The organism is Ideonella sp. (assembly GCF_041287625.1).
Taxonomy (GTDB): Bacteria; Pseudomonadota; Gammaproteobacteria; order Burkholderiales; family Burkholderiaceae_C; genus Ideonella.
Genome location: NZ_JBGGNH010000037.1, coordinates 105,863 through 124,079, shown reverse-complemented (window position 1 = coordinate 124,079; position 18,217 = coordinate 105,863). Strand labels below are relative to the sequence as shown.

General features: G+C 68.7%; 15 protein-coding genes. 12 read left to right on the top strand and 3 right to left on the bottom strand.

Features of this window, described 5'->3' with window-relative positions:
• Nucleotides 1-5 precede the first annotated feature (5 nt).
• A complete protein-coding gene (locus ACAH41_RS15310; protein WP_325652168.1) occupies nucleotides 6-1,196 on the bottom strand; it encodes a DNA alkylation repair protein in 1,191 nt (396 codons plus the stop codon).
• An 87-nt stretch (nucleotides 1,197-1,283) separates the two neighbouring features.
• Here ACAH41_RS15310 and ACAH41_RS15305 point away from each other — a divergent pair, with 87 nt between their 5' ends.
• The 4 genes from ACAH41_RS15305 to ACAH41_RS15290 are packed head-to-tail and all read left to right on the top strand — an operon-like array spanning nucleotide 1,284 to nucleotide 6,491.
• The gene (locus ACAH41_RS15305) at nucleotides 1,284-3,107 is read left to right on the top strand and encodes a phosphatase PAP2 family protein (RefSeq protein ID WP_325652166.1); all 1,824 of its coding nucleotides are present in this window, start codon (nucleotides 1,284-1,286) and stop codon (nucleotides 3,105-3,107) included.
• Nucleotides 3,104-4,150 (top strand): glycosyltransferase family 2 protein, encoded by a 1,047-nt coding sequence (locus ACAH41_RS15300; RefSeq protein WP_325652164.1) that lies wholly within the window; start codon nucleotides 3,104-3,106, stop codon nucleotides 4,148-4,150. The genes ACAH41_RS15305 and ACAH41_RS15300 overlap by 4 nt, the downstream gene beginning before the upstream one ends.
• Nucleotides 4,147-5,778 (top strand): glycosyltransferase family 39 protein, encoded by a 1,632-nt coding sequence (locus ACAH41_RS15295; protein WP_325652163.1) that lies wholly within the window; start codon nucleotides 4,147-4,149, stop codon nucleotides 5,776-5,778. The genes ACAH41_RS15300 and ACAH41_RS15295 overlap by 4 nt, the downstream gene beginning before the upstream one ends.
• Nucleotides 5,775-6,491 (top strand): phosphatase PAP2 family protein, encoded by a 717-nt coding sequence (locus tag ACAH41_RS15290; RefSeq protein ID WP_325652162.1) that lies wholly within the window; start codon nucleotides 5,775-5,777, stop codon nucleotides 6,489-6,491. The genes ACAH41_RS15295 and ACAH41_RS15290 overlap by 4 nt, the downstream gene beginning before the upstream one ends.
• Here the strand turns inward: ACAH41_RS15290 and ACAH41_RS15285 are convergent.
• Nucleotides 6,486-7,220, bottom strand: coding sequence for an acyloxyacyl hydrolase (locus tag ACAH41_RS15285; RefSeq protein WP_325652161.1), 735 nt, complete (start codon nucleotides 7,218-7,220; stop codon nucleotides 6,486-6,488). The genes ACAH41_RS15290 and ACAH41_RS15285 overlap by 6 nt on opposite strands.
• 281 nt (nucleotides 7,221-7,501) lie before the next feature.
• Between ACAH41_RS15285 and ACAH41_RS15280 the strand changes: the two genes are divergently transcribed.
• Together ACAH41_RS15280 and ACAH41_RS15275 are read left to right on the top strand one after the other, a co-directional pair.
• Nucleotides 7,502-8,566 (top strand): hypothetical protein, encoded by a 1,065-nt coding sequence (locus ACAH41_RS15280; RefSeq protein ID WP_325652159.1) that lies wholly within the window; start codon nucleotides 7,502-7,504, stop codon nucleotides 8,564-8,566.
• Nucleotides 8,567-8,653: 87 nt separating this feature from the next.
• The gene (locus tag ACAH41_RS15275; protein ID WP_325652157.1) at nucleotides 8,654-9,367 is read left to right on the top strand and encodes a riboflavin synthase subunit alpha; all 714 of its coding nucleotides are present in this window, start codon (nucleotides 8,654-8,656) and stop codon (nucleotides 9,365-9,367) included.
• A gap of 6 nt (nucleotides 9,368-9,373) precedes the next feature.
• Here the strand turns inward: ACAH41_RS15275 and ACAH41_RS15270 are convergent, their stop codons facing one another.
• On the bottom strand, nucleotides 9,374-11,335 hold the full coding sequence (locus tag ACAH41_RS15270; RefSeq protein WP_325652156.1) for a sigma-54-dependent Fis family transcriptional regulator: 1,962 nt from the start codon (nucleotides 11,333-11,335) through the stop codon (nucleotides 9,374-9,376).
• Nucleotides 11,336-11,641: 306 nt separating this feature from the next.
• Here ACAH41_RS15270 and ACAH41_RS15265 point away from each other — a divergent pair, with 306 nt between their 5' ends.
• The 6 genes from ACAH41_RS15265 to ACAH41_RS15240 all read left to right on the top strand — a co-directional run bounded on the left by ACAH41_RS15265 (nucleotide 11,642) and on the right by ACAH41_RS15240 (nucleotide 18,217).
• Nucleotides 11,642-13,162, top strand: coding sequence for an aldehyde dehydrogenase family protein (locus ACAH41_RS15265; protein ID WP_325652155.1), 1,521 nt, complete (start codon nucleotides 11,642-11,644; stop codon nucleotides 13,160-13,162).
• 61 nt (nucleotides 13,163-13,223) lie between these two features.
• The gene (locus ACAH41_RS15260; RefSeq protein ID WP_325652153.1) at nucleotides 13,224-13,598 is read left to right on the top strand and encodes a DUF779 domain-containing protein; all 375 of its coding nucleotides are present in this window, start codon (nucleotides 13,224-13,226) and stop codon (nucleotides 13,596-13,598) included.
• A 102-nt stretch (nucleotides 13,599-13,700) separates the two neighbouring features.
• Nucleotides 13,701-14,597, top strand: a complete 897-nt coding sequence (locus ACAH41_RS15255; protein ID WP_325652151.1) for a DNA ligase — start codon at nucleotides 13,701-13,703, stop codon at nucleotides 14,595-14,597.
• A 36-nt stretch (nucleotides 14,598-14,633) separates the two neighbouring features.
• Nucleotides 14,634-16,076, top strand: coding sequence for an exodeoxyribonuclease I (gene sbcB, locus ACAH41_RS15250; protein ID WP_325652149.1), 1,443 nt, complete (start codon nucleotides 14,634-14,636; stop codon nucleotides 16,074-16,076).
• Nucleotides 16,077-16,246: 170 nt separating this feature from the next.
• A complete protein-coding gene (locus tag ACAH41_RS15245; protein ID WP_325652148.1) occupies nucleotides 16,247-16,984 on the top strand; it encodes a DUF6781 family protein in 738 nt (245 codons plus the stop codon).
• 111 nt (nucleotides 16,985-17,095) lie between these two features.
• Nucleotides 17,096-18,217, top strand: a complete 1,122-nt coding sequence (locus tag ACAH41_RS15240) for a beta-ketoacyl-ACP synthase III (protein ID WP_325652146.1) — start codon at nucleotides 17,096-17,098, stop codon at nucleotides 18,215-18,217.

The following is an 18,217-nucleotide window of genomic DNA, read 5'->3' as shown; positions in this document are numbered from 1 at the left end:
CGTTTTCAGCCAGCCAGCAACTCGAAGCTGGTTTCGGCAACGACTGCGCCGTTGACCTGCAGTTCGACCTTGTGCACGCCGGGGTAGTAGCGCCGCGTGGTGATGGGCTTCAGGGCGTGGCTTCGCTGCAACTGCAGCGTCTGGCCGGCACCGAGTTCGCGCTGCCAGCCCTTGAAGACCTTGGCGCTGCTGCGACCGTCGGCCTTCACGTGGTGCACCAGATAGTCGACCAGCACGGTCTGGCTCACGGCCGCGGTGCTGCACAGCGTGGCGCTCAGCTGCACCGCGCCGCCCAGGGTGATGCGGGCCGGTGAGATCGCCAGTGTCGCGTCGCCCAGCAGCGCCTGGCCCTGACCCCACGCAGCCAGCACCCGCACGTCGGCGGACTTGATCAGCGTGCGGCTGGCATGGCGCAGCAGCGCGCGGCGCTCGCCTCCGGCCTGCGGCAGGTGGCGCTCCAGCCAGTCGGCCAGCAGGGCGGGGTGGTCCTTGGCAATGTCGTTCAGGTGATTGGCCACGCTGCGGCGCACATAGGCGCTGGGGTCGTCCTGCAGCCGGTCCAGCAGCGGCAGGCTGGGGGAAGGGTCACGAACCAGCGCCTGCAAGCGCAGGCCCCAGGGCAGGCGCGGGCGGCTGCCTTCGCTGCACAGGCGGCGCACGTGCTCGTTCGGGTCGTCGCACCAGCGCTGCAGCGTGGCGAAGACGGCTGCCTGGTGGTCGCGCAGCAGCGGTCGGATGGCGAATTCGGCGGTGAAGCGCTGCGTGAGCGCATGCAGGGCCTGCAGGCCGCGGTCCAGGTTCGAGGCATCGGCCGCCACGCGGCGGGCCACCCAGTCGCCCAGCGGCCAGACGATCCAGCCGGCCAGGCCCGCGCTGCTGGAATCGCCGCTGCTGGAGGCGTCCGGCGACACGGCGGGCGCCAGAGCTCGCGCGACGATGTCGCAGGCGGCGTCGAAGTCGGCTGGCAAGGTCGCGTCCAGCGCGGCGGCAATCTGCATCGCGCGTGCCTTCAGCTCAAGGTCTTCCAGGCCGTCGCCAGCCAGTCGCGTGAAGCGGGCGCTGTCGAAGCTGCGTGCGTGGCGATGCAGGTGGTGGGCGGCGGCGGCAATGCTGCCAGCGTGCAGGCGGTGCCTGAGCAGCGGCGCGGCGGCCTTGTCTGCGGTGGCGCCCGGTTCGGTGGGAGACGTGTCGACCATCGGGCAAGCATAGTCCAGCCTCCCGGCGCGCCAAGCGCGCGAGGCAGTGCCGCTCTGGCATCATGCCGGCCAAATCTCCCGCCCTCCATGCCGTCTTCTCCCGACCCGAACGTCGCTGGCGAACCGCCGTTGCGTTCCTCCCACGTGCCCTGGTGGTCGCTTGCCATCGCCGTCCTGCTGATCCTGGCGGGCACGGCGCTGCAACTGCGGCCGGAGCTGAACCACGCGCTGTTCCGGCTGGCCAACCAGGCGGCCGGCGGGCCCGATGCGTGGACGGCCGGCTTGTGGGCCGGCCTCAGCGTGGCCGGGCTGGGCCTGAGCACGCTGATGGTGGTGGCCGCGCTGGACCGCACTCGCCAGGCGGCGCTGGCTGCGGCGCTGTGGTGCATCCCTGTGGCCGCGCTGCTGACGCATCTGCCGAAGAACCTGGTGCGCTCGCCGCGTCCGCCCAAGCTGTGGCCGGCCGACCAGTTGTGGGTGATCGGCGAGCCCATCGTGCATTCGCCGTCGATGCCTTCCGGCCATGCGCTGACGGCCTTCGCGATGGCCACGCTGCTGGCCAGTGCGATGGGCTGGGCGCGCTGGCAGCAGGTGGCCGTGTTTGCGGTGGCCGTGCTGGTGGCGCTGTCACGCATTGCCGTCGGCGCGCATTGGCCTTCCGATGTGCTGGCTGGCGCCGGCCTGGGCCTGCTCAGCGGGCTGATCGCGCTGGCTTTGGCGCAGCGCAGCCCGCTGCAGCGCTGGCTGAACCTGCCGCGTGGCCGGCGCCTGCTGGCGGTGCTGGAACTGCTGCTGGCGGTGGCGATGCTGGTGCAGAAGACCGGCTACCCGATTGCCCAGCCGCTGCAGTGGACGCTGGCGCTGATGTCGCTGTGCAGCGCGGTCTCGCGCTGGCAGAACGCGGACGCGCCGGCTGGCGCGGATGCGCGCGCGGCCAGGCTGGTGCCGCCTTGCCTGCTGGCCGGGCTGGCGCTTGCGGTGCTGCTGCGCAATGCCAGCTGGCAGCCCGTGGCCGAAGCTTTGCGGGGCCTGCCACCGTGGGCCTGGCTGGCCTTGTGCGCGGGGCTCTGGGGCAGCTACGCCTTGCGCGCCGAGCGGCTGCGCCGCGAGTGGGGCACCTGGGGCCGCGCGAACCGGCCGGGCCACACCATGCTGACGCTGCACGACAGCGTGGACCTGTTCCTGGCCCACAACGCCGCCTTGCTGGTGCTGCCGATGCGCGCTGGCGAGGCCGGTTACCCGTGGCTGCTGAACCGCCGCTTCGGCATTCCGGTGGCCGATGCCTTGCGCAGCCTCGTGTGGCTGCGGCTGCAGGATGCCTGCGTGCTCGGCCTGCTGGGCCTGGCCTGCCTGTTGCCCGGCTCGCCATGGCTGCGGCTGGGTGCAGTGGCGCTGGCCTTGCTCGTGCTGCTGGTGCTGCTGCCGCGGCTGTCCAGCTGGCTGGGCGCGAAAGTGCCGCGCTGGCAGGCCGTGCAGACCGGGCTGTTGGCGCACCGGGACGACCGCCTCGGCTGGCTGCTGTGCTTGGCCAACTGGTGCCTGAAGCTGCTGGTGCTGGGCGGCGGGCTGGCCTTGCTGGCGCCGCTGCCGTGGCTGGCCGGCGTCAGCACCGCTGTGGCGGGCGAACTGGCGGTGGCCTTGCCGATCCAGGCGCCGGCCGGCGTGGGCAGCTACGAAGCGGCCATCTGGGCTGCGGGACAATGGCTGCAGGTGGCCGCCGAGCCCGCACGCCTGACCAGCGCCGCGCTGGCGGTGCATGCGCTGAGCCTGGCCGTGGCCTTGCTGAGCTTTGCGCTGTACCGCGGCGTGGCCATGCTGTTGCCACGGCGCACTCCTTTCACGACCGATTTCGCGGCCGATGCCGCCAACGTCACTGCTTCCCAGCGGTCCGCAGACCGCCCCCTTCCATGACCGACTCGCCTGTTTCCACCGCCTACATCGGCGCCGCGCCCGCGCTGCCGGCCGATCCGGCGCCGCCGCACCGCCTGTCGGTGGTGGTGCCGATGTACAACGAGATCGACAACGTCAAGCCGCTGATCGACACGGTGCAGGCGGCGCTGCAGGCCTATCCGCACCCGTGGGAGCTGATCGTCGTGGACGACGGCAGCCGGGACGGCACCGGTGCCGCGCTGCAGCGCCATGCGGCATCGGTTGGCCCGCACATCCGCGTGCTGCGCCTGCTGCGCAACTTCCGCCAGACGGCTGCGATGCAGGCCGGCATCGACGCGGCGCGCGGCGACGTCATCGTGACCATGGACGGCGACCTGCAGAACGACCCGCGTGACATCCCGCGCATGGTCGCCCGGCTGCTGATCGAGAACATGGACATGGTGGCCGGCTGGCGCGAGAAGCGGCAGGACGGCTTTGCGCTGCGCCGGCTGCCTTCGATGATTGCCAACCGGCTGATCCGCAAGATCACCGGGATGCAGTTCAAGGACCTGGGCTGCAGCCTGAAGGCCTTCCGCACCTCGGTGCTGCGCGAGGTGCGGCTGTATGGCGAGATGCACCGCTTCATTCCCGCCTGGCTGGCGACCGTGACCACGCCGGACCGCATGACCGAGGAGCCGGTGAACCATCGCGCCCGCGAGCATGGCGAATCGAAGTACGGCCTGTCGCGCACCTTCCGCGTCATCGTCGATTTGCTGTCGGTCTATTTCTTCCTGAACTTCGGTGCGCGGCCGGGTCACTTCTTCGGCGCGGTCGGCCTGGCGGTGCTGGGCTTTGGCTCGGCGGTGCTGGGCTACCTCGGCATCCTGAAGCTGCTGGGCGAATCCATCGGCGGCCGGCCGCTGCTGTTCGTCGGCTTCTTCTGCGTGATGGGCGGGCTGCAGTTCCTGCTCACCGGCGTGCTGTCGGAACTGCTGATCCGCATCTACTACGACGGCAGTCATGCCCGCCAGTACCACCTGATGGCCACGCCGCCGGTGGCGGACGGGGAGGGCTGGCACGCATGAGGGCAGTTCCCGAGTCGGACCGGAGCCTGAGCCGCGCCCAGTGGGCCGTGCTGGCGCTGGTGCTGCTGGCGCTGGCGCTGTGGCGCCTGGGCGGCGCGCCGCTGTTCGACGTGGACGAAGGCGCGTTCAGCGAGGCCACGCGGGAGATGCTGTCCAGCGGCGACTGGCTGCACACCACGCTGAACGGCGAGCCGCGCTTCGACAAGCCCATCGGCGTGTATTGGCTGCAGGCGCTCAGCGCGTCGGCCTTCGGCGTCGGCGAGTTCGCGATGCGGCTGCCGTCGGCCCTCAGTGGCTGGCTGTGGGCTCTGGTGCTGGCGCAGTTCGCATTGCCGCGGCTGGGCAAGCAGGTGGCGGTGAGCGCGGCGGTGATGCTGTCGACCTCGCTGGGCGTGCTGGTCATCGGCCGCGCCGCAACGGCGGACGCCTTGCTGAACTTGCTGCTGACGCTGACCGCGCTGGACGGCTGGCGCTGGCTGTCGAGTGATTCCCGGCCGGCGCTGCGCCGCGCCTATGCCTGGATCGGCCTGGGCCTGCTGACCAAGGGGCCGGTGGCCATCATCGTGCCCGGGGCGGCGTTGCTGCTGTGGCTGTTCTGCTCGCTGCCGTGGCGCGCCGCGCTGAGCCGGCTGGGCCGCACGGTGGCAGACCCGGTCGCCTGGCTGCTGATGCTCGGCATTGCAGTGCCCTGGTACGCCTACGCCTTGCACCGCCACGGCCAGGCCTTCATTGACGGCTTCCTGATCCGCCACAACCTGGCGCGCTACACCAGCCCGCTGGAGCAGCACGGCGGCAGCATCGGCTACTACCTGGTGGTGGTGCCGCTGCTGCTGCTGCCGTGGGCGCCGCTGCTGGCCGGCGTGCTGGCGCGGGTCAAGCAGCATTGGGCAGACCCGCTGCAGCGCTACCTGCTGCTGTGGGCCGCCTTCGTGATTGTGTTCTTCTCGCTCTCGGGCACCAAGCTGCCGCACTACGCGCTGTATGGCGCCACGCCGCTGGTGCTGCTGATGGCCATCACGCTGGCAGAAGCAGGCACCACGATGCGTGCGGCGCTGACCGTCAGCCTGCTGCTGTTGCTGGCGCTGCTGTGCGGCTCGGCGCTGGCCATGGGCTGGTGGCTGCCGCAGGTCACGCACCCGTTGTACAAGGCCATCATGGAGGGCCAGCATGCGCCGGTATCGCTGGCCTGGCTCAGCGGGCTGGCGGCGCTGGCCGTCCTGTTCCTGATGACGCAGCTGAACCGCCCGGGCTGGACGCTGGCACTGCGCAGCGGCGTCTCGGCGCTCGTGGTCGCGGTGGTGGCGCTGGGCGTGGCGCTGCCGTGGTGGGGCGACCTGCTGCAGGGCCCGGTCAGGCGCGCCGCGGCGATTGCCGCCGAGCGCCACGAGCCGGCGGTGCAATGGGGACTGCACCAGCCCAGCTTTGCGCTGTATCGCGGCCAGGCCACGCCGCGCCGCGCGCCGCATGACGGCGAGCTGGCACTGGTCCGGCTGGACCAGCTGCCCAAGCTGATCGCCCAGTCCGGCGGGCGCTACGTCCCGCTGTATGCCGAGCGGGGCTATGCGCTGATCCTGTGGCGTGCTGCTGCGCCGGCTGCTGCCACCTCGGTGGCGCAGGCCGCGCCATGAAGACCGGTTGGTGGCGGCGCGCGCGGCATCGCGAGGCGCTGGCCTGGCTGCTGGCGCTGCTGGTCGCGGGCACGGTGTTTTCGGTCTGGCCGCAGCTGGACTTGCAGGTGGCCGGCTGGTTCTACGACGGCCAGGGCCACTTCCCGGGTGACCATTGGTGGTGGGTGCGGGCGATCTACCGCGGTACCACGGCGGTTGGCTGGGCGGTGTTCCTCTATGCGTTGTGGAGCGCCTGGCGCAGTTGGCGCCGCTCGCCGGGCCACCGCCTGCGCCATGGTCGGCGCGGCTGGGCGCTGGCGCTGGTGATGCTGCTTGGCGTGGTGGTGCTGGTGCACGGCGCGCTGAAGGAGCAATGGGGCCGGCCACGGCCGGTGCACATCGTGCAGTTCGGCGGCGAGAAAGTCTTCAGCATGGCGCTGCAGCCGGCAATTGCCTGTCGCACCAACTGTTCTTTCGTCAGCGGCCATGCGGCGACCGGCTTCGTGCTGATGGCGGTCGGCCTGATGGCTGCGCCTGCGGTGCGCCGACGCTGGTGGCGCGCCGGCATGACGGCCGGCGCATTGATTGGCGCCGTCCGCATCATCCAGGGCGGCCACTTCCTCAGCGACGTGGTGTTTGCCGGCTTGGCGATCTGGGGCTGTGCGCTGCTGGTGCGTGCCGGATGGCTGCGCTGGCGGCTCAGGCGCAGGCGCCTGAGCCGCCAGGCGTCATAAGGAAAACGCGACGACGACGCCGGCGAAATCCACGCCGTTGTTCGGCGTCTTGATGTCCAGGTTGCTGATGTGCCGCCAGTGCAGGCCCACGCGCCAGGCGCCGCCGGCATCCACCAGGTTCAGGCCCAGGTGGTCGGAGAACTGGTACTGGGTGCTCTTCTGGCGGTCGCCAATGTTGGTCTGGCTCAGCCAGGCCGGGCCGATGCCGAATTCGACTTCCATGCGCGTGGCGCCAAAGGCCGGGCGCTGCCAGTGCACCAGCGGCACGATTGCGACGTCCCAGGCGCTCTTCGCGAAGGCCACGTCGCCTTGCGCGCTCCAGCGGCTGACCGAGAAGTTGGTCTGGTTGCTCAGGCTCCAGCCGCCGGCTGTCAGCATCTGGCATTCGCCGTAGGCGGCGCCCACGCTGGCCACGCGCAACTCATCGTCCTTGGCCACGTTGCCGCGGAACTGCCAGCGCGGCGCGCCGTCGCAGCGGGTGAACGGGGCACCTTCCCACCAGGCGTAGGCCCAGCTGGCCAGCGTGCCGCCCACGGCCACGGCGCGCAGGCCATTGCTGGACGCATGTTCCTTGGGTGTGGCGGGCGCGGTTTGCGCCATCAGGGGCGCAGACAGCAGGACGGACAGGCAGGCGACAGCCTGGGCGCCGAAGCGGGCACGGCGCGTGCTGAGGGTGGAGCCGGATACGCGCTTGGCGCGCAGCGAGGATGAGGTGGGTTGGCTGGGCATTGGCGGATTCTGCCAGCGACGCCCGCGACTCGCCGGCCGTCGGCACCTGACAAACAGTCACAGGTTTTTTCTCGTGGCTGTCGGCCGACAAGTCATAAGGGCGTTGTCCTACATTACCTCGGGTCGCAAGCGAATGGGTGGTGTAGGGCCCTGGTGATACCGTCGTGCCATCCATTCACCGCCGCGAAATCTCTTGGCCACAGCTTGTGGCTCGCCTCTCTTGGGTGGGGAGGCGGAGGTTTTTTGTGCAGCTCATACCAACAGCCTTTCGGAGTCCTACCATGTTCCAACGCATCTCCCGTGTCCGCGCGCTCGCCGTGACCACCATGCTGGCCTCCGTCGCCTTGCTGTCCGCCTGCGGTGGTGGAAGCGACGACGACGTGTCGCCGTCGGAAACTGATCAACTGATTACCAATGTGCAGGTCACCAGCAGCACTGGCGCTGGCTTCCCGCATCAGGTCAACATCTACAAGCCAAAGGGTGCCACGCGGGCCATCGTGGCGCTGCACGGTGGCGGCGGCAACAACGTGGCGATTTCGTACCAATTGGGCTTGAACTCCTCTCCGACCGACCTGACAACGTCGACAATCAACTGGGCATGGCTTGAGGCCAACCATGTGATGCTGGTGTTGCCTCAAGGTCAGCACATCGAGAGCAATGAAGGTGCCACGACTTGGAACAACTATGCGATGGATTCCGGTCAGGATGACAAAGCCTTCCTCGCAGCGCTTTCGGCGAAAATACGCAGTGACTACGGTGTCCGCAACGTGACGCTCATGGGGCACTCCATGGGGGGCGTGATGACGAACCGCATGTGGTGTGAATCGAATAGCAGCTTCGATTTATACGTGTCTCTGGCTGGCCCTGCCTCGCAGACATTCCAAACCTCCGCGACTTGCGCACCAGGTGCCGATCCGAAACCGTACATTGGAATCATTGGCGACACCGATCCTGTCATGGAAACGGAAGGCAATTGGGACCAATCAATCTGGACCATCAACCGACTGATCGTGGGCATCACGCAAGTCTCCGGTCCTGCGTGGGTCAATGACGAGGTCATCAATGAGCAAGTTCAGCAGCAGGTGCGCGCTACGGCCATGTGCGGCGAGTCGGTGTCGGCGTCGCCTACTCAACCGGGTGACAAGTACGATGTGTGGACGAATTGTGGGAACAAGCTAAAGCTCTATCGCGTCCATGGCGCAGGCCATGGCGTCAGTGGCACCAGCCCGGATGGCACCCCCTCGTTGGCGACGCAAATGGGCTTCACTGCAAGTGGCAGTTTCACCAACGGAGTTGGGTTGGTACAAGTCGAGGAAGATCAGGCGTTGACCATTGGCCTGAAGTAATCACTCCAGCGTGGGCGCCCTGGGCGCTCGCCACCGAAACTGGCCCGGGCTGCTAAGCTCGCGCCAGTTTTTTCTTTGGGATTTCGGATGTTCACCGGCATTGTGCAAGGCGTGGCCCAGGTGGCCAGCATCCAGGACAAACCAGGGCTGCGCAGCTTCCGGCTGCAGTTTCCCGGTGGCTTCGCGCAGGACCTGGCCATTGGCGCCAGCGTCTCGTGTGACGGCGTGTGTCTCACGGTCACCGAGCTGCATGGCGACAACGCGGCCGACTTCGACGTGATGCAGCAAAGCCTGTCGCTGACCACGCTGGGCGCCCTGGGCGAAGGCAGCCCGCTGAACGTGGAGCGCGCGGCGCGCGACGGCGCCGAGATTGGCGGCCACCCGCTGTCCGGCCATGTGGACTTCAAAGCCACGCTGGCCTCGGTGCGCCAGCCCGAGAACAACCACGTGATGCGCATCCAGGTGCCGCAGCCGTGGATGCGCTACATCTTTGCCAAGGGCTACATCGCGATCAACGGCGCCAGCCTGACGGTGGCCGAGGCCAACCGCGCTGAGGGCTGGTTCGAGGTCTGGCTGATTCCCGAGACGCTGCGTGCGACGACCTTTGCAGACAAGCAGCCGGGCGACGCGCTGAACATCGAGATCGAGCGCAGCACACAGGTCTTCGTCGACACCGTGCGCGACGCGCTGGACGAACGGCTGGGCCCGCTGATGCCGGCACTCGAAGCGCTGCTGCGCCAGCAGGGCAGCAGCCCGGAGGAACTGGCCGGCCCGCTGCCCAAGCTCAAAGGCTTGAGCTGAGCATTTTCAGCTGGACCGCGCCGCCCTCAGCTTGCGGTACAGCGTGTTGCGGCTGATGCCCAGGCGCCGCGCCGCTTCCGACAGGTTGCCGCCCGTCTCCTGCAGTGCGCGCTCCACGGTGCGGGCCGAGACTTGGCGCAGATCGACGGCGGCGTCGGCCACCTCGGGCGCAGGCGCCCGCACCGGCGCACAGGCGCGCAAGTCGTCTGCCAGGTCGTCTGGCAGGTGGGTCCAGTCGATGCGGGTTTCGTGCGCTTCCATCAGCGCACAGGCGGTGCGCAGCGCATTGGCGAGCTGGCGCAGGTTGCCGGGCCAGCGGTAGCTGGCGAAGCGCTGCGCGAGTTCGGGCGCAAGCTGCACAGCCTGCCCGGGCGCCAGCTCCTCCAGCAGGTGCTGCACCAGGGCCGGCAAGTCCTGGCGTTCGCGCAGAGGCGGCAATTGCAGCGTCAGGCCGTTGAGCCGGTAATACAGGTCTTCGCGGAACTGGCCGGTGCGCATCTGCTCGCGCAGCGCATGGTGCGTGGCGCAGATCAGCTGGATGTCCACCGGCACCGGCTTGCCGCCACCCAGCGGCACCACGAGCCGGTCCTGCAGCACGCGCAGCAGCCGGGCCTGCATCGCCAGCGGCATGTCGCCAATCTCGTCCAGGAACAGCACGCCGCCGTCCGCCTCGCGGATGCGGCCGGGCGCGCCTTCGCGGCTGGCGCCGGTGAAGGCCCCAGGACGGTAGCCGAACAGCTCGGCCTCGATCAGGCTTTCCGGCAGCGCCGCACAGTTCACCGCCACGAAGGCTTGCGCGCGGCGCGGCCCGCTGCGGTGCACCGCCCGCGCCAGCACCTCCTTGCCTGCGCCGGATTCGCCCTGCAGCAGCAGCGCAATCGGCTTGTCCAGCACCCGGCGCGCACGCGCCAGCACCGCGTGCAGCGTGGGGTCGCCGGTGTCCAGCGCGGCCAGTTCGTCGGCAGGCACCGGGGTGGGCAGCGGGCCGGGCGCCGGCTGGGTCACGAAAACCCTGGCCGGCATGCTCAGGCTGGCCTGGCCGGGCTCGATGCGCAGCCACAAGGCCTGGCCCTGCACGGTCTGCACCCGCTGCGGCGCGCCGCCGGTGCGCTGGGCGCCGGCCATCAGGCGGTCGATGGACACCTCCAGCAGCTGTTCGATGGGCAGGCCGCCCAGCGTCTGCCAGGGCTGACCAAGCAGCGAAAGCGCGGCCTTGTTGGCACCCGTCACCCAGCCGTCGCCCGACAGCGCCAGCAGGCTCTCGGTCATCGTGGAAAGGCCTTCGGGTTGGCTGTGCAGCCGCAGCCGCAGCTGGTCGCCATGGCGGGTCTCGAACAACCGGTGCTCAATCATGCGCACCGCCGAGCGCACGAGGCCCAGCGTGTGGCGGTGGTAGCCGCGGTGGTCGCCGGAAAGGTCCAGGGCACCCAGCAGGCGGCCCTGGGAGTCGTGGATCGGTGCTGCGGCGCAGGTGAGAAACGCATTGCGCTCCAGGAAGTGCTCGCCGCCGTGCACGACCATCGGTTGGGCTTCGACGAGTGCGGTGCCGACGGCATTCGTGCCGCGCCAGCGCTCGTGCCAGTTGGCGCCCGGGCGCAGCGCCACCCGCTCCGCGCGGTGCATGAACTGCAGGTCGCCAAGCGAGTGCAGCAGCAGCCCGTCCGGATCGGCCAGCACCAGCATGCCGTCGCTGTCCTGGGTCTGCTCGTGCAGGAAGTTCATCACTGGCAGCGCGTGGGCAAGCAGTTCACGCTGCTGTTCCAGCGCCTGGCGCAGTTGCGCCGAGGAGGCATGCGGCGCCCCGGCGGGCCGTGCCGTGGGCGACAGGCCTGCCTCTGCGCTGCGCTGCCAGGAACGCGCCAGCACGGGACCCAGCAGCTGCGCAGACACCTCGCCGCTGCTGTTGAGCTGGCGGTGGGCCTCGCGCACCTGGGCGGGGGAGAGGACGGGGGTCAGGGCAGGGTGCATGGCGGCGGATTCAAGGCGGTGTCGGGTCGAGGTTAGTCATGCCGGGCGCCCCCGCCTAGAGGGTCTTCCGCCAGTGGCTCAGGCGGGCTGTTCCGTTTCGGTACAGGGTTTCGGTGTGCGACACCTTGGCGCAGGTGATGGCCGCTGTTCCGCCCCGGTTTGCGCAGGATCCCGGTGTTTCCGGCGCAAAAAAAGCACACATGTCGCTGGCACGTCGCGTGCTGTTCGTGCCAGGGCAGGCCCCGTTTCCAACACGCAAACGCCGGGTCGCTTCCTTCTTCATCCAACAACGCAGGAGACAAACGCATGCTGTATGCCTTTCCCGGAACCGCTGGCGCCCCCGTCGGCTTCAAGCCGCGCTACGACAACTTCATTGGCGGCAAGTTCGTGGCGCCGGTTGCCGGCCAGTATTTCGACGTCATCACGCCGATCAATGGCAAGGTCTTCACCCAGGCCGCCCGTTCGACCGAAGCCGACATCGAGCTGGCGCTGGACGCTGCGCACGCCGCCGCCGCCAAGTGGGCTGCCACGCCGGCTGCCACGCGCGCCAACGTGCTGCTGAAGATTGCCGACCGCATCGAACAGAACCTGGAGAAGCTGGCCTACGCCGAGTCGGTGGACAACGGCAAGCCGATGCGCGAGACGCTGAACGCCGACATCCCGCTGGCCGCCGACCACTTCCGCTACTTCGCCGGCTGCGTGCGGGCGCAGGAAGGTGCGCTCAGCCAGATTGACGACGACACCATCGCCTATCACTTCCAGGAACCGCTGGGCGTGGTCGGCCAGATCATTCCGTGGAACTTCCCCATCCTGATGGCGGCCTGGAAGCTGGCGCCGGCACTGGGCGCGGGCAACTGCGTGGTGCTCAAGCCGGCCGAGTCCACGCCGGTCAGCATCCTGGTGCTGGCCGAGCTGATCGCCGACCTGTTGCCGGACGGCGTGCTGAACATCGTCAACGGCTTTGGCCGCGAGGCCGGCATGCCGCTGGCGCAAAGCAAGCGCATTGCCAAGATTGCGTTCACCGGCTCCACCGCCACCGGCCGCGTCATCGCCCAGGCTGCAGCCAGCAACCTGATCCCGGCCACGCTGGAACTGGGCGGCAAGAGCCCCAACATCTTCTTCGATGACGTGGCCGCGGCTGACGATGCGTTCTTCGACAAGGCCATCGAAGGCCTGGTGCTGTTCGCGTTCAACCAGGGCGAGGTCTGCACCTGCCCGAGCCGCGCGCTGATCCAGGAGTCCGTTTACGACAAGTTCATGGACCGGGCCATCAAGCGCGTGGCCGCCATCAAGCAAGGCAGCCCGCTGGACACCGAAACGATGATGGGTGCGCAGGCCTCTTCGATGCAGATGGACAAGATCATGTCCTACCTGGAAGTGGGCAAGCAGGAAGGCGCGCAGGTGCTGATCGGCGGCGGCGCGGCGAAGATGGAAGGTGAACTGGCCGGCGGCTACTACATCCAGCCCACGCTGTTCAAGGGCCACAACAAGATGCGCATCTTCCGCGAGGAGATCTTCGGCCCGGTGTTGGCCGTGACCACCTTCAAGGACGAGGCCGAGGCGATGGAGATTGCCAACGACACGCCTTATGGCCTGGGCGCTGGCGTGTGGACCCGCGACGGCAGCCGTGCCTACCGCTTCGGCCGTGGCATCCAGGCCGGCCGCGTGTGGACCAATTGCTACCACGCCTACCCGGCGCATGCGGCGTTTGGCGGCTACAAGGAGTCCGGCATCGGCCGCGAAACCCACAAGCAGATGCTGGACCACTATCAGCAGACCAAGAACCTGCTGGTCAGCTACAGCCCCAACAAGCTGGGCTTCTTCTGAACTTCACGCAGTCGAGCACGAGCGGCCTCCGGGCCGCTTTTTTCGTCCTGAAGGAGCTCCCATGATCGAACGCGTGATCGACACCGAAGCGGCGCTGGCGATGGTGGCAAGGCTGCAGGTGCAGCACGGCGAAGGCATCTTCTTCTACCAGGCTGGCGGCTGCTGTGAAGGCAGCCACCCCATGTGCTGCGCGCCGGGCGACCTCACACTGAACACCGGCGACGTGCAACTGGGCCAGGTGGGCGGCGTGCCCTTCCACGTCAGTCGGTCCCAGTGTGAATACCTGCTGGGTTCGCAGTTGACGCTGGATGTGCTGCCCGGTAGCCAAGGCAGCTATTCGCTGGAAGACCCGGAGGGCGTGCACTTCGTCAGCCTGACCCGGTTGTGGACCGACGAAGAGTGGCAGGCGTTGGCGGCCCAGCCCGTGCCGGGCTGAAACTGAGGGGTGAAAACCGCGAAACACCCCCGAACGGCGGATGGTCGGGGTTGTGGCGCGTCGCAACAATGCGGCCGTCGCCTTCACTTCCTTTGCCTCGCCATGCCGCCCAAGTCGCTGTCCGCCACTCGAACCTTGTTGCTCGGCTTGCCGGCCTTGCTGTCTGCGGCGCTGGATGGCCAAGCGGTCGCCGCGCCGGCGTCCTCCCAGGCCGCAGCCGAATCGGCGCCCGCGCTGCTGCTGGCGCGGGAGCTTGGGTCGGATGCCTCCCCCGCGCCCTACCTGGTCAGTGAGAAGTTCGACGGCGTACGTGGGCTGTGGGACGGGCGGCGGCTGCGCTTTCGCGGCGGCGGCGAAATCCAGGCGCCGGCATGGTTCCTGGCGCAGTTGCCAACGCAGCCGCTGGACGGCGAGCTGTGGTTGGGGCGCGGGCGTTTCGATGAGGTCTCGGCGCTGCTGCGCCGCGGTGATGCAAGTGACGCCGGCTGGCGTGCGTTGCAGTTTCGCGTGTTTGAGTTGCCGGGCGGCGAGGGCAGCTTTGCGCAGCGTGCGGCCAAGCTTGCGGCGCTGGCGCCGCCGGACGGGCCCGGCCCCGTGCGGGCCGTCGCGCAGTTCCAGGTGGCCGACCGCATGGCCTTGCAGCAGCGGCTGGACGAGGTGGTCGCTGCCGGTGGCGAAGGCCTGGCACTGCACCTGGCCGACGCGCCCTACCTGACTGGCCGCAACGGCGTGCTGCTGAAGTTCAAGCCGGTGCAGGACGCCGATGCGGTGGTCATCGGCCATGTGCCGGGCAAAGGCAAATACGCCGGTCAGGTTGGCGCGCTGCGCGTGCGCAACGACGATGGCCAGGTCTTCCTGCTCGGCTCGGGCCTGAGCGACGCGCAACGCCGCAGCCCGCCCCCGCTGGGCAGCCGCCTGAGCTACAGCTGGCGCGGCCAGACCGACACCGGCCTGCCGCGTTTTGCCACCTTGCTGCGCCTGCGCGACGCTGGCACTTGAGCCGAAGCTTAGCGGCTGCTGCGGTATCGTGCCGACATGAGCGATTTCAGTTTCTTCTGGCACGACTACGAGACCTTCGGCCGCGTGCCGCGCCATGACCGGCCCTCGCAGTTCGCCGGTGTGCGAACCGACGCGGACCTGAACGAGATCGGCGAGCCGGTGATGGTCTATTGCCAGCCGGCGCCCGACTACCTGCCCGACCCCGAGTCCTGCCTGCTGACCGGCATCCTGCCGCAGCTGTGCCTCGAACACGGTGTGCCGGAGCATCGCTTTGCCGCCACCATCGAGCAGCAGCTGGCCAAGCCCGGCACCGTGGGCGTGGGCTACAACTCCATCCGCTTCGACGACGAGGTCACGCGCCACCTGTTCTGGCGCAACCTGATGGACCCGTATGCCCGCGAGTACAAGAACGACTGCGGCCGCTGGGACCTGCTGGACACCGTGCGCTGCATGTATGCGCTGCGGCCCGAGGGCATCGAATGGCCGAAACACGAGGATGGCCGGCCCTCGTTCAAGCTGGAGCACCTGAGCGCCGCCAATGGCCTGCTGCACGAGGCAGCGCACGATGCGCTTTCGGACGTCCGCGCCACCATCGGCCTGGCCCGGCTGATTCGCCAGGCTCAGCCCAGGCTGTGGGACTTCTGCCTGAAGCTGCGCAAGAAGGACGCGGTGTGGACCGAGGTCGGCGTGGGCCGGCCGTTCCTGCACATCTCCGGCATGTACGGGCCCGAGCGCGGCTGCATCGCCGCCGTCTGGCCGCTGGCGCCGCACCCGGTCAACAAGAACGAGCTGATCGTCTGGGACCTGGCGGTCGACCCGTCCGAGCTGTTCACGCTGAATGCCGCGGCCATCCGCGAACGCATGTTCACCAAGGCCGAGGCGCTGCCCGAAGGCGTGACGCGGCTGCCGATCAAGACCATCCACATCAACAAGTCGCCCGTGGTCATCGGCAACCTGAAGACGCTGTCGCCAGCGATGGCCGAGCGCTGGGGCTTCGACATGAACCTGGCGCTGCAGCACGCCCAGGCCTGCGCCGAAAACAGCGCCAAGCTCGGCGGCCTGTGGGACGAGGTGTTCGCCCGCCCGCCCGCCGAGCGCACGCCGGACGTGGACGAAGACCTCTACGGCGGCTTCGTCGGCCCGCAGGACCGCACCCGGCTGGACCGCCTGCGCAAGCTGAAGCCCGACGACCCGGCGCTGCCGCGTGCCAGTTTCGACGACGGCCGCCTCGGTGAGTTGCTGTTCCGCTACCGCGCCCGCAACTTCCCGGACAGCCTGGCGCCAGAAGAGCACGAGCGTTGGGAACAGCATCGCGCTGCGCGCCTGCACGAAGGCGAGGGCGGCGCGATGAGCATCGACGCCTACCTGGAGAAGCTGGACGTGCTGGGCGCTGCGGCCGCCGAGAAGGGTGACGAGAAGGCGACCGCCATCCTCGAAGCCTTGTCCGAATACGTCGAGCAGATCGCCCCCGAGGTCTGAGGCACCCGGCCTCGCGAGTACGCAAGGCCACCCGCCGGGCGCGTTGCGCAGCCGCTTGGGGCGGCCCTGCGCTTGCTGCGAGCTTCGCCAAGCTTCGGGCAAGCCCCTGGGTCGAAGCGTGCGGGAGGCGCGTATCGTCGCCGTCAACCCAACCACCTTGCGGAGTGCCCATGCTCAAGTCCGGCATTGACCAGGACGCCCTGATCGAGATGTTCTCGACCACCAGCGCGCGCCAGACCGCGCAGCTGCGCGACGCCGTGCACACGGCCACCTTGAAGGCCTTGCAGGGCCGCGAGATGAGCCTGAAGAACATCCGCTCGGTGTTGAAGTCGGTCACCGAGGCCGCCAGCACCGGCACTGCGGGGCGCGGCCTGCCGGAGGTCGATGCCGAAGCCATGCTGGGCTCTGCGCTGTCCGGCATGGACGACGCTTTGCTGAAGGCAGTCGAGGCCCACCAGGTTGCGCTCAGCAGCCTGGCCGGCCAGGGCGTGGGCCTGCAGGACAAGCAGCTGAAAAAAGCGCTGGGCGATCTGGAACAGCTGGAGGACACGATGTTCGGCGCGGTGCGCAAGGCGGCCGAAGCGGCCGGTGGCACGCTGTCCGGTCCCTGGGAGCAGGCGCTGTCACACTTCAAGCAGGACGGCAGCCAGGCGGGTGCGCATGCGCAGGCGACTGTCAACGGCGTGACTGCGCAGCTGGAGAAGATGCAGACGGCCATGCGCGACACCCGCGCCGCCGGCCTGAAAGCCGCGCAGGCGCTGGCGCAGAGTTACACCGCGCTGGTCAGCGGCGTGCTGATGGGCATGTCCGACGCCTTGCGCCAGGGCGGCAGCGCCGGTTCACCGCCGCCGCCGACCGCTGCGCCTGCCGCTCCGGCAGCCAAATCTGCACGCCGCAAAGCCACTTGAACCCTGGGCTGGCAGGCCTTGCGCACCACCCGCCCTAAAATCCGCGGTTGAGCCTCATGAAGCCCGCCTGCTGCACAGCGGGCTTTTTCACTTTTCACGGACATTTGCGCCATGACCCGAGTCGTCATCAGCGGCACCGGCCTTTACCAGCCGCCGCACGTGATCACCAACGCCGAGCTGGTGGAGGCTTTCAATGCCTATGCTGCGCTGCAAAACGAGCAGCATGCCGACGCGATCGCCGCCGGCACCCGTGCGGCCATCACCCACTCCAGCGTCGAGTTCATCGAGAAGGCCTCGGGCATCAAGCAGCGCTACGTGATCGACAAGGCCGGCGTGCTGGACCCGGCGCGCATGTACCCGCGTTTCGAGGCCCGGGCTGACGAGCAGTTGTCCCTGATGGCCGAGATCGCGGTGGACGCCGCGAAGCAGGCGCTGGCTGCCGCCGGCAAGAGCGGCGCGGAGGTGGACGCCGTGCTGTGCGCCGCGGCCAACATGCAGCGTGCCTACCCGGCGATGGCGGTCGAGATCCAGCAGGCGATTGGCGCTGGTGGCTATGGCTTCGACATGAACGTGGCCTGTTCATCGGCCACGTTCGCCATCGAGCAGGCGGTCAATGCCGTCAAGGCCGGCTCGGCCAAATGCGTGCTGGTGGTCAACCCGGAGATCACCTCGGCCCACCTCGAATGGCGTGACCGCGACTGCCACTTCATCTTTGGCGACGTCTGCACCGCAGTCATCATCGAGGCGGCCGACACGGCGACCAGCGACACGCAGTGGGAGGTCCTCGGCACCAAGCTGGCGACCGAGTTCTCCAGCAACATCCGCAACAACTTCGGCTTCATGAACCGCGCCGAAGACAACGATCCGCTGGGCCGCGACAAGACCTTCTACCAGGAGGGCCGCAAGGTCTTCAAGGAAGTGGTGCCGATGGCGGCGGCGCACATCGAGAAGCACCTGCACACGCTGCAGGTCGAGCCCACGCAGGTGCGCCGCTTCTGGTTGCACCAGGCCAACCAGGGCATGAACCAGCTGGTGATCAAGAAGCTGGTCGGCAGCGACGGCAATGCCGACATCGCGCCGCTGATCCTGGACGAATTCGCCAACACCGCATCCGCCGGCTCGGTGATCGCGTTCCACCGCCACCATGGCGACCTCGCCAAGGGCGACCTGGGCGTGATCTGCTCGTTCGGCGCCGGTTATTCGATCGGCAGCGTGATCGTCAAGAAGCGCTGA